We start from the raw sequence: 11477 nt of genomic DNA on the forward strand, positions 1-11477 counted from the left end.
ACCCCATCCCCGACGCCCCGCTCGCCGACGGCGTCTTCCCCATCGCCCACTGGAACCACGGCGCGTACGGCAACTCCGACTCCTACGCCTCGCAGACCCACGCGATAGCGTCCGCCGGCTTCATCTGCCCGGCCCCCTCGATCTCCGACAACACCAACATCGGCTCCGTCTACGGCGGCGAATGGTCGAAGGACGTCTCCGAGGTCATCACCCGGACGCTGGCGCTCAACGACTCGGGCACCCCGTTCTCCGGGCACATCGACACCGGCGCCGGCGTCGGCGTCTCCGGGCACTCGATGGGCGGCATGACCGTCCACGGCCTGCTGACCGCCTGGCCCGACGACCGTATCGTCGCCGCGGTCCCGGTCGCCTGCGTGGACATGGGCACCCCCGCCGACTCGGTCGATGCGGGCGTGCTGTTCATCCACGGCGACCAGGACCCGACCTGCCAGTACAGCCTGGCCCGGCAGGCGTATGACGAGCTGTCCGCGCCCAAGGCGTTCCTCACCCACGTCGGCGCGGACCACGCCGCGTATCTGAACCCGGGATTCCGCACCTTCGAGAACACCCAGAACACCCTCGTGGACTGGTTCCGCTGGCGGCTGTACGACGACACCGCCGCCCGCGACCGGCTCGCCGCCGACGCCACCGCCGACGGCACCCGCTGGGATGCCGTCCTGACCTGACACCCCCCACCAGAGACAGGAACCCGCAATGACCGACAGATCCTCCAGAAGGCGCGACTCGCGGCGCCCCTCGCGACGCGCCTGGTCGGCGCTCACCTTCGCGGCGACCGGCGCGCTGACGGCGGCTGCCGTCCTGACGTTCTCACCCAGCGCCCAGGCCGCCGAAACCCTCGGCGCCGCCGCGGCGGAGAGCGGCCGGTACTTCGGCGCCGCGGTCGCCCCGCACCTCGGTGAGGCGGACTACGAGTCCACGCTCAACCGGGAGTTCTCCAGCGTCGTCGCCGAGAACGCGATGAAGTGGGACGCCACCGAGCCGAGCCAGAACCAGTTCACCTTCAGCGGCGGCGACGAACTCGTCGACTACGCCCAGCAGCACGGCAAGTCCGTACGCGGCCACACCCTGGTCTGGCACGCCCAGCAGCCCGGCTGGGTCCAGGGGCTGACCGGCGACAGCCTGCGCCAGGCGATGCGTAATCACATCACCAAGGTCGCCGGCCATTACGCCGGCAAGATCGACTCCTGGGACGTGGTCAACGAGGCATTCGAAGGGGACGGCAGCCGACGTCAGTCCAACCTCCAGAAGCAGCTCGGCGACGGCTGGATCGAGGACGCCTTCCGCACCGCGAAGGCAGCCGACCCCGACGCCAAGCTCTGCTACAACGACTACAGCACCGACGGCATCAACGCCAAGAGCGATGCCATCTACCGGATGGTCCAGGACTTCCAGGCCCGGGGCGTACCGATCGACTGCGTCGGCTTCCAGAGCCACCTGTCCTCGAACTCCGACCTCGGCACGTACCGGCAGAACCTCCAGCGCTTCGCCGACCTCGGCGTGCACGTCCAGATCACCGAGCTCGACGTCGGCGGCTCCGGCGCGGCCCAGGCGAATGTGTACCGGCAGGTGACGGAGGCGTGCGTGGCCGTCGCCCGCTGCAACGGCATCACGGTATGGGGCGTCACCGACAAGTACTCCTGGCGCGCCCAGGAAACCCCGCTCCTCTTCAACGGCAGCTACCAGAAGAAGGAGGCCTACGACGCGGTCCTCGCGGCGCTGAACAACGCCGCGAGCTGACCCCCCCCGGGGCCCGGCGACGGCCGGGCCCCGCATCGGGCGGCAACCCGCACCGCCGCGGTGGCGAATACACCACGACCGAGGCCCCGCCCGAGGAGGCACACCCCCCATGCGTACACACCGCAGAAGCCGCCGGCTGCGCGCCACCGTGCCCGCCGTCGCCGCGACCGGCGCCCTGGCGTGCGGCACCCAGCTGTGCGGCGCCGACGGCGACCCGGTCCAGCTGCGCGGCATGTCGTCGCACGGCATGCAGTGGTACGCCCAGTGCGTCACCGGCGCCTCGCTCGGCGCACTGGCCACCGACTGGAAGGCCAACACCGTCCGGATCTCCACCTACGTCCAGGAGGGCGGCTACGAGACCGACCCCGAGAAGTTCAACCCGGGCGATCCGGCCCACAACACCGAGCGCGCCAAGACCTTCTTCTCGGCGATCGCGGACAAGTACGCCGGCGCCGGCAACGTCATCTACGAGATCGCCAACGAACCGCACGGCGTCTCCTGGCATACCATCAAGGACTACGCCGAGACCATCATCCCCGTGATCCGGGAACGGGACCCGGACTCGGTCGTCCTCGTCGGCACCCGCGGCTGGTCCTCCCTGGGCCAGGCCGAGGGCGCGACGGAGCAGGAGATCGTGGACAGCCCGGTGGCCGCGAAGAACATCATGTACACGTACCACTTCTACGCGGCGACCCACGGCCAGAACTACCTCCGGACCCTGGAGCGCGCCGCCGCCAGGCTCCCCCTCTTCGTCTCCGAATTCGGCCTGGACGAGGCCTCCGGCGACGGCGCCAACGACCTGCCCATGGGCAGGAAATACCTCGACCTGATGGCCCGGGAAAAGATCGGCTGGACCGCCTGGAACTACTCCGACGATGCCCAGTCCAGCGCCGTCTTCAAGCCGGGCACCTGCGCCTCGGGCGACTTCGCGGGCGACTCCTCCCTGAAGGAATCCGGCACCTTCCTGCGCGACCGCATGCGCACCGAAGCCACCGGCTGAACCGGCACCCGCCGATGACTTTGCCCGCTGCCTGAAGTCTTCCCCTGTGACCTTCCGCCCCTGCGGAGGAGGACCTACGGAGGCCAGCATGAGCAATCCGATTCGGCTGTACATGTCGATGTCGCTCGACGGCTACATCGCCGGCCCGGACGACCGGCCGGGCCAGGAGCTCGGACGCGCCGGGGGACGTCTTTTCAACTGGCTCGACGACCGGGAATCCGACGGTCCGAGCGGCCAGGTCTACCGCGAGGCGCTGGCGACCGGCGCGGTCATCTCCGGCCGCCGGACCTTCGAACTCGCCGGCCGGTGGCAGGGCGACCACCACGACGGCGTGCCGATCTTCGTCCTCACCCACCAGGTGGACGAAGGGGACGTGCCACCCGGCCACGCCCGATTCGTCACCGACGTCGACGACTGCGCCCGTCAGGCCCGCGCGGCCGCCAGCGACCGGCCGGTCATGGTCCACGGAGCGAGCGCGGCCCAAGCCCTCCTCCGCGGCGGGCACATCGACGAGATGGAGATCCACCTCGTGCCCGTCCTGCTCGGCGGTGGCCGACGGCTGTTCGACCACCTGGGCGGCGAACACATCGAACTCGACCTCGTCCGACGGCTCGAGGACCGCGACGTCACGCATCTCCGCTACGCAGTCGTTCCGGCGTGACCGTGCGCAGCAGGCGGTGTCGCCGACTGGAAGTGCCGCCGGCTCACCGCGTCCCCAGGTAATAGCTCACCTGCGGCGGCTGGTTGTAGCCGACGTTCTGCCAGGCGATGCCCATCCGGTAGACCGGGTCGTGCATCAGCGTCGGCAGGCGGTGGTCCGAAGGGTGCGGGGTGGAGTACAGCCGCAGCGCCGTCGAGTCCGCGTTGCGCCAGAGCATCTCCTCGCGCCAGTCGCCGAGCAGGTCGGCGGAGAGGGCCGGGTTGCCCTTGGTCCAGTTGTTGGACTTGGCGTCCTGGTCCGACCAGACGCGGGAGAGCTCGGTGCCCCCGGTGTGCTTCAGGATCTGCCCGTAGCCGGTGCCCGCCGAGCCCGACCAGCGGTGGTCGAGGAGCTCGCGGTTGGCGTCGCCGTCCCACCAGATCGCGGAGTTGTACGAGGGCCCGCCGCCGAAGGACGGCACGCTGTCGCTGATCTTCTTTCCGGCCGCCGAGTACAGCCCGCCGCCGCTCGACCAGCACTCCGCACCCGCATGCTCGCTGGTCAGATCGGCGCACAGGCCGCGGCCGACGTCGGTGCCGGTCCTGCTGCCCCAGAGAATCTCGCCGGTCTTCGCGTCGTGCATCTCATAGCCGTACGCCGCGGAGGTGTGCTCGTGCACGTTGAAGGACTCCAGGCCCGGGCGCGCCGGATCCAGGTCGCCGACGTGCAGCGCGTCGCCGTGGCCCAGCTTCGTGGTCCACAGCCCGGCACCGTTGTCGTCGACGGCCATGGCGCCGTACATGATCTCGTCCTTGCCGTCGCCGTCCACGTCGGCGACCGCGAGGTTGTGGTTGCCCTGCTGGTCGTAGCCCTTGCCGGCGTTGGTGGAGCTGTTGCTGTCGAACTTCCAGCGCCGGGTCAGGTCGGTGCCGTTCCAGTCGTACGCCGCGAGGGCGGTCCGCTCGTAAATCCCGCGGCTGAAGACCATGCTCGGCCTGGAACCGGAGAGATAGGCGGTCGCCGACAGCAGCCGGCCCTCCCGGTTGCCCCATGTGTCGCCCCAGTCCGCGACATTGCCGCGGGCCGGTTCGAAGGGGACGGAGTCCATCACCTTCCCGGTCTCGCCGTTGAAGACCGACAGGTACTCGGCGCCGCTGATCACCGCGCAGTTGTCCTCGAGGTGCGAGGCGTCGGCGTCGCCGATGACCGTGCCCGCGGCGTCCTTGCTGCCGTCGGACGTACGCAGCGCCATCTCGGCGCGGCCGTCGCCGTCGTAGTCGTAGACCTGGAACGAGTCGTAGTGCGAGCCGCTGCGCACATTGGTGCCCAGATTGATCCGCCACAGCCGCTCGCCGCTGAGCTCGTACGCGTCGTAGACCGTCGGGCCCGTGCAGGTGCCGGAGTTGGCGCTGTCGGTGGCGTTCGACGGCGACCACTTCAGCACCAGTTCGTACGAGCCGTCGCCGTCGAGGTCGCCGACGGAGGCGTCGTTGGCGGCGTACGTGTACGCCACCCCGTCGCGGGTGGTGCCGCCGGCCGGCTTGTCGAGCTTGATGTCCAGCCGGCCGGAAGCCAGGGCGAGCGCCTGCTCGCCGGGCTTCTCCTCGCCGTTCACGACGGCCCGCACCTCGTACGCGGAATCGGCGCCGCCGTCGGCGTCGAGGAAGCTGGTCCGCTCCGTCTCCTCGATCAGCTCGCCACCCCGGTAGAGCTTGAACGACACGTCCTCGGGATCGTCGCCGAGCATCCGCCAGGACACCAGCACGCCGCCCTCGGCGGGCACGGCGACCGGGCCGCGGTCGAGCTTCTCCGCGACACGGGCGGCGGCGAGCGCCTTGGCGGCGCTGTTGGCCGGGGCGGGGAGCTCCTCGGCGGCGCCGGCGAACTGGGTGGCGGTGATCGCGCCGCCGCTGCCGAGGAGCGCGGCGGCCAGCACCGCGACCAGGGCCCGCCGCGGTGCGCGGCGACGGCGGGGGAGTGGGGGGAGGACGGGCATCTGGACCTCATCGGCCGGAGACGGGGGTGCCCTGTGGTCGCCGCCGGGCGGGAGAAGGTTGCCGGGCTCCGGCGACCAAGGCGACCGGGCAAGTTGCCGCACCCGCGGAGTGGTTGACGCCGCCGAAACCCGGCCTTAGCGTGCGCGTACGAAATTTCAGCTGGCGTCCGGTATCTCGAACCCAGTGGCGCGCGGCGCCGCCGCCATCCCCGCACCCAGGAAGAAGGACGGGTGCGGCGGCTGGTTGTAGGCGGTGTTCTGCCAGGCCAGCCCGGTGCGGTACATCCGGTCGTGGAGAAGGGTGGTGATCTTGTGCGTGGTTGGATGCGGTGTCGAGTAGATCCGCAGCGCCGTGTTGCCCGACGTACGCCAGATCACCTCCTCGCGCCAGTCGCCGAGGATGTCGCCCGACAGCACCGGGGTGGCCTTCGTGCCGTTGTTGGCGGCGACGCCCGAGCCGGTGAGCAGGCGGGTCTCGCCGCCGGTCCCGTATTTGTCGATACGGGTCCCGTCGAGCAGCTCGCGCACCGGGTCGCCGTCCCACCAGGCGAGGAAGTTCACCGACGACGGCTTACGGCCCTTGACCCCGCCGCCCTCGTCCCGGATGGAGGCGTCGGCAGCGGACCACGCCTCGGCGCCGTCATTGCCCGCGTAGATGTCCCCGGCGACGCCGCGGCCGTTGTCGCAGCAGGCGCCGAGCTTCCAGCGCACGCCGCCGTTCGCCGGGTTGAGATACACCGCGGCCGGCTGCGACGCGGACTCCGAGACCTTGTAGTACTCCAGACCCGCCGTCCCGGGGTCGAGATCGCCGAGGTGCTGGGCGTCGCCGTGGCCGGTCCTCGCGGTCCACAGGCCGTGGCCGTTGTCGTCCACGGCCATGGAGCCGTAGACGATCTCGTCCCGGCCGTCGCGGTCCACGTCGCCGACGGACAGGCTGTGCGAGCCCTGCCCGTCGAAGCCCTTGCCGGCATTGGTGGAGGAGCTGGAGTCGAAGGTCCAGCGCCGGGTGAGGCTGCCGTCGCGGAAGTCCCAGGCGGCGAGCACGGAGCGGGTGTAGTAGCCGCGGGCCATGATCAGCGAGGGACGGGTGCCGTCCAGATACGCCGTACCGGCGAGGAAGCGGTCGGCGCGGTTGCCGTAATTGTCGCCCCAGGAGGAGACGTTGCCGCGGGCCGGGACGTAGTCGACGGTGTCGAGCGCCGCGCCGGTGCGGCCGTCGAACATGGTCAGATACTCGGGGCCGGAGAGCACATAGCCGCTGGAGTTGCGGTGGTCGGCGGCGGCGCTGCCGATCGTACGGCCGGTGCCGTCGACCGTGCCGTCCGCCGTCTTGGCCGCCATCTCGGCGCGGCCGTCGCCGTCGTAGTCGTAGACCTGGAACTGGGTGTAGTGCGCCCCGGAGCGGATGTTGCGGCCGAGGTCGATACGCCACAGCCGGGTGCCGTCGAGCTTGATGCCGTCGAGGACCGTGTTGCCGGTGTGGCCGGACTGCGAGTTGTCCTTGGCGTTGGTCGGCTGCCACTTCAGGACCAGGTCCAGCTCCCCGTCGCCGTCCAGGTCCGCGGGGGAGGCGTCGTTGGCCTCGTACGTGTACGCGACCCCGTCGGGGGTGGTGCCGCCGGCCGGCGGGCTGACCGGGACGTCCCGGTAGCCGGTGCGGAACTGGATCGCGTGCGCCGAGTCCGCCTGCTCGACGCCGCCGACCACCGCGCGGACGGTGTAGTCGGCGTGGGCGGGGGCGCCCTCGTGGAGGTAGTTCGTCGCGCCGGTGACCGGGGCCGCGTTGACCTTCGTGCCGGCCCGGTAGACGTTGAACGCCACCTCGCCGGGGTCGGTGCCCAACAGGCGCCAGCTGACGAGGTTTCCGGCGCCGGTGTGCACGCTGACGACACCCCGGTCCAGGGTCTCCAGCTGAGGGGCGGCGGCCGCGGACGACGGACTGCCCGAGGACGTGAAGGCGAGCGCGAGCGCAAGGGCGCAGGCGAGCGCCGCGGTGGTGCTGCGTAGGGGATGCACAGCTGCTCCTTTGCATGGTGACTGAAAGGATTCGATGCTGTGAGGGCTGGGTTCCGCAGACGTTAGGGACAAGCCCCCGGATCGTCAACGCCCTTGCGTTAGAAGCGATTCGACGCCTCAACGTCAGTCACATCAAGGCCCCTTGCCTCCTCATCGGCCATTTAGTCGAAACGCTTTACTTTCTCTCGGCCGAACCATTGACTCCGCCGAGCGGCCCTTCTAAGTTGACCCGGCAAGCGCTTACCTGAAACGATTCATAACCCTCGAGGAGCGAACCATGGCCACCAGTAGGGACGTTGGACGGCGGAGCCTGCTGAAGGCCGCCGGAGGCTCACTCGCGGCGCTCGGCGTCGCCGGCACGGCGGCCGCGTGCGGCGGCAGCGGCTCGGGCTCCGGCGGCACCGTCACCATCCGGTACGCCTGGTGGGGCGCCGAGGACCGGGCGAAGCGGATCAACAAGTCCATCGCGCTCTTCGAGAAGAAGCACCCGAAGATCAAGGTGAAGACCGACTTCCAGCCCTACCTGGACTTCTGGAAGAAGTTCAACACCCAGGCCTCCGGCGGCAACGCCCCGGACGTGTTCCAGAACGCGATCGGCTTCCTGCGCAAGTACGACGCCAGGAACGTGCTGCTCGACCTCACCGCCCAGGCCAAGGCCGGCGAGCTGCGCACCGAGGGCTTCCGCGCCGGCCTGGAGAAGTTCGGCGAGGTCGACGGCAAGCTGCTCGGCGTCCCGGTCGGCAGCAACTCGATGGCCCTGGTCATCGACAAGAAGGTGCACGACAAGGCCGGCATCTCCCCGGAGCTGGGCTGGACCTGGGACGACTACTACAAGTCCCTCCGCAGAATCCGCGACACCCAGAAGACCGCCGGGAACGGCGGCATGCACGGGATCATGTACCTCTACGACCCGTACCTCCGCCAGCAGGGCAAGGCCTTCTTCACCGAGAAGGGCCTCGGCTTCACCGAGTCCGACCTCGTCGAATGGTGGGAGGAGGGCCTCGCGGGCGTGAAGTCGGGCCTCTTCGCCGACCCTAAGAAGGTCAACCAGATCAAGCCCAAGTCCCCGACCGCGGACGGCCTCGCCGCCGGCGAGTTCACCTGGGACAACTTCGCCGTCCGCTACACGGCCGAGGGCGACAGCGCCTACGACCTGGCCCCGATCCCGACCTCCGACGGCAAGAAGACCGGCCAGTACCTGGGCTCCCTCATGCTGAGCGGCTACAAGCGCACCCAGCACCCCAAGGAGGTCGCCACCTTCATCGACTTCATGGTCCACGACCCCGAGGTGGCCCGGATCATGGGCTACGACCGGGGCGTGCCGGCGACCACCGCCCAGTACGAGGCGTACGAGCCGGACAAGGACAAGGACCCGGTGCTGAAGAAGGTGAACACGTCCATCGCCGCCTACGAGGACTCCCTCGTCGAGGCGAAGGTGCTCGGGCCGATCACCCCGCATCCCGAGGGCGCGGACGTGGTCGAGGCGGCCTTCCTCCGTATCAACGAGGAGATGGCGCTCGGCAAGCGCTCGGTGAAGGACGCCGTGAAGCAGTTCTTCACCGAGTCGAAGACGGCGCTCGGCGGCTGAGGGCCAGGATCATGACCTCCCCCTCCTCCCTCAAGTCCGCGGGCCCGGCGGCCGCCCCGGCCGCCGCGGGCCCGCCGGACCGCCGCGCGCCCCGCCCACCCGGGCTGCGCGCCCGCCGCCGCCGGGAAAACCTGGCCGGCTACCTGTTCATGTCCCCGTGGCTGTGCGGCTTCCTGCTGCTGACCGCGGGCCCGATGGCGGTCTCGCTCTATCTCGCCTTCACCGACTTCAACCTCTTCGACAGCCCGAAGTGGATCGGCCTCGACAACTTCTCCGAGATGTTCGGCGACGCCCGCTGGCGCAAGTCGGTCGAGGTCACGCTGCTGTACGTGGTCCTCGGCACCCCGCTGAAGCTGGCCGCCGCCCTCGGCGTGGCGCTGCTGCTCGCCCAGAAGCGCCGCGGCCAGGCCTTCTACCGGGCCGCCTTCTACGCCCCGTCGCTGGTCGGCGCGAGCGTCTCCGTCGCCATCGTCTGGAAGGCGATCTTCTCCGACGACGGCCCGGTCGACCGCGCCCAGCGCGGCCTCTTCGGCGTCGACGTCGGCGGCTGGATCGGCGACCCGGACTGGGTGCTGTACAGCCTGGTCGTGCTCACCGTCTGGCAGTTCGGCGCCCCCATGGTGATCTTCCTGGCGGGCCTGAAGCAGGTCCCGCAGGAGCTCTACGAGGCCGCCGAGGTGGACGGCGCCGGTCCCTGGCGGCGCTTCTGGAACATCACCCTCCCCATCCTCTCCCCGGTGATGTTCTTCAACGTCCTCCTGGAAACCATCCACTCCTTCCAGATCTTCGCCTCCGCCTACATCGTCGGCGGCGGCGCGGGCGGCAACGCCTGCGGTCCGGCGGACGGTTCCCTCGTCTACACCTGCTACCTGTACGTCCAGGGCTTCGAGAACAGCCGCATGGGCCTCGCCTCCGCCATGGCCTGGATGCTGCTGCTCGCCGTCGGCCTGGTCACCGCCGTCCTGTTCTGGTCCCAGCGGCGCTGGGTGCACTACGAGGGAGGGGTGGGCTCCCGATGAGCGCGCTCGCTGCTGCTGTACGCCGCCGCAAGACCGGCGGTTCGCTGGTGTGGCATTTCGCCGCGCTGGCCGTGCTCGCGGTCGTCCTGTATCCGGCGGTGTGGCTGATCGGCGGCTCGTTCAAGCCGAGCGACGACGTCATCGGCAGCCTGGACCTGTTCCCGGGCGACCCGATCACCGACAACTACACCGGCTTGAAGGAGGGGATCGCGGACGTCTCGATCGCCACCTTCTTCGGCAATTCGCTCTATCTGGCCATCGGTTCGGTGATCGGTGTGCTGATATCCAGCTCGCTGACCGCGTACGCGTTCGCCCGAGTCCGCTTCGCCGGCCGGAATATCTTCTTCACGCTGATGATCGGAACGCTGCTGCTGCCGTACCACGTGCTGCTGATCCCGCAATACGTGCTCTTCCAGAAACTCGGCTGGATCAACACGTACACCCCGCTGCTGATCGGCAAGTACCTGGCGATCGACGCATTCTTCGTCTTCCTCATGGTGCAGTTCATCCGCGCGCTGCCGAAGGAGCTGGACGAGGCGGCCCGTATCGACGGCTGCGGCCACGCCCGTATCTATCTCTCCATCGTGCTGCCGCTGTGCCGCCCCGCGCTGATCACGAGCGCCATCTTCACGTTCATCAACGCGTGGAACGACTTCCTCGGCCCACTCCTCTATCTCAACGAGCCGCAGCAATACACCGTTTCGCTGGGCCTGAAGATGTTCGTCGACCAGGAGGGCGTCGCGAACTACGGCGGCATGATCGCGATGTCGCTGGTGGCCCTGCTACCGGTGCTGGCGTTCTTCCTGATCTTCCAGCGCTTCCTGATCGACGGCATGGCGACCTCCGGCCTGAAGGGATGACGCGGATGGCCACCGCAGCACCCCCGAGCTCCACCAGCTTCCGCGACCGCTTCGGCATCTTCGCCGAATGCCTTCTTACGGGCGTATGGATCACGCTCGCCGCCCTGCCCCTGATCACCCTCCCGGCCGCACTGGCCGCCGGATCCCGGCACCTGCGCACCGTGCTGGCGCACGAGCCTTCCGGACTGCGGTCATTCACCGCGGACTTCCACGCGGCGACACGCGGCGGCCTGGCAGCCGGCTGCGCATACCTCGCAGCAGCCGGCCTGCTGACCCTCGACCTGCTGGCCGCGCGGGCCGGCGTCCCCGGGTCCGCGGCGGTGGGAGCGGTGGGCGTCTTCGGCCTCCTGACACTAGCCGTCGTCATGCTGCGAACCGCGACGTGCTGGCAGCCGGAAGCCTCATGGCGAACCCTGTCCGCCACCGCGATACGTCGGACAGCAACCGACCCAATGGGCTCCTGCCTGCTCCTCTGCACCCCGGCGGTGATCGGCGCCTCCGCCGCACTGTCCCCGCCACTCGCCGCCCCAGCACTGGGCATCGCGGCGGCCGCGGCAATCGCGGTGGAGCAACGAGCAAGCAAATAGACGCGCCCCGCCC

10 protein-coding genes are annotated in these 11477 nt (G+C 69.6%); 8 read left to right on the forward strand and 2 right to left on the reverse strand.

Going from position 1 to position 11477, the window contains the following annotated elements; all coding sequences use genetic code 11:
• The 4 genes from G5C51_RS34670 to G5C51_RS34685 all read left to right on the forward strand — a co-directional run.
• Window positions 1–686, forward strand: a 686-nt coding sequence (locus G5C51_RS34670; RefSeq protein WP_165243550.1) for a poly(ethylene terephthalate) hydrolase family protein, incomplete at its 5' end; no start/stop codon positions are given.
• A gap of 28 nt (window positions 687–714) precedes the next feature.
• Complete coding sequence (locus tag G5C51_RS34675; protein ID WP_165243553.1) at window positions 715–1758, forward strand: endo-1,4-beta-xylanase; 1044 nt, start codon at window positions 715–717, stop codon at window positions 1756–1758.
• Window positions 1759–1867: 109 nt separating this feature from the next.
• Complete coding sequence (locus tag G5C51_RS34680) at window positions 1868–2758, forward strand: glycoside hydrolase family 5 protein (protein ID WP_165243556.1); 891 nt, start codon at window positions 1868–1870, stop codon at window positions 2756–2758.
• A gap of 88 nt (window positions 2759–2846) precedes the next feature.
• Entirely contained in the window at window positions 2847–3419 is a 573-nt protein-coding gene (locus tag G5C51_RS34685) for a dihydrofolate reductase family protein (protein ID WP_165243559.1), read from the forward strand.
• Window positions 3420–3462: 43 nt separating this feature from the next.
• On the opposite strand, the gene G5C51_RS34690 is transcribed toward G5C51_RS34685, so the two are convergent.
• Both G5C51_RS34690 and G5C51_RS34695 read right to left on the reverse strand, forming a co-directional pair.
• Entirely contained in the window at window positions 3463–5394 is a 1932-nt protein-coding gene (locus G5C51_RS34690; RefSeq protein WP_165243562.1) for a rhamnogalacturonan lyase, read from the reverse strand.
• Between the two features lie 156 nt (window positions 5395–5550).
• A complete protein-coding gene (locus G5C51_RS34695; protein WP_165243565.1) occupies window positions 5551–7410 on the reverse strand; it encodes a rhamnogalacturonan lyase family protein in 1860 nt (619 codons plus the stop codon).
• Window positions 7411–7687: 277 nt separating this feature from the next.
• Here G5C51_RS34695 and G5C51_RS34700 point away from each other — a divergent pair, with 277 nt between their 5' ends.
• Genes G5C51_RS34700 through G5C51_RS34715 form a run of 4 tightly spaced genes read left to right on the forward strand, consistent with a single transcriptional unit; the run spans window position 7688 to window position 11464 of the window.
• A complete protein-coding gene (locus G5C51_RS34700) occupies window positions 7688–8998 on the forward strand; it encodes an ABC transporter substrate-binding protein (RefSeq protein WP_165243568.1) in 1311 nt (436 codons plus the stop codon).
• 11 nt (window positions 8999–9009) lie between these two features.
• Window positions 9010–10017 (forward strand): carbohydrate ABC transporter permease, encoded by a 1008-nt coding sequence (locus G5C51_RS34705; RefSeq protein ID WP_165243571.1) that lies wholly within the window; start codon window positions 9010–9012, stop codon window positions 10015–10017.
• On the forward strand, window positions 10014–10877 hold the full coding sequence (locus tag G5C51_RS34710) for a carbohydrate ABC transporter permease (protein ID WP_165243574.1): 864 nt from the start codon (window positions 10014–10016) through the stop codon (window positions 10875–10877). The genes G5C51_RS34705 and G5C51_RS34710 overlap by 4 nt, the downstream gene beginning before the upstream one ends.
• A gap of 5 nt (window positions 10878–10882) precedes the next feature.
• Window positions 10883–11464 carry a hypothetical protein gene (locus G5C51_RS34715; RefSeq protein ID WP_165243577.1) on the forward strand — a complete coding sequence of 194 codons (582 nt, stop codon included), beginning with the start codon at window positions 10883–10885 and terminating at the stop codon, window positions 11462–11464.
• The last annotated feature ends 13 nt before the right edge of the window (window positions 11465–11477 follow it).

The organism is Streptomyces coryli (assembly GCF_011044975.1).
In the GTDB taxonomy this organism is placed as follows: domain Bacteria; phylum Actinomycetota; class Actinomycetes; order Streptomycetales; family Streptomycetaceae; genus Streptomyces; species Streptomyces coryli.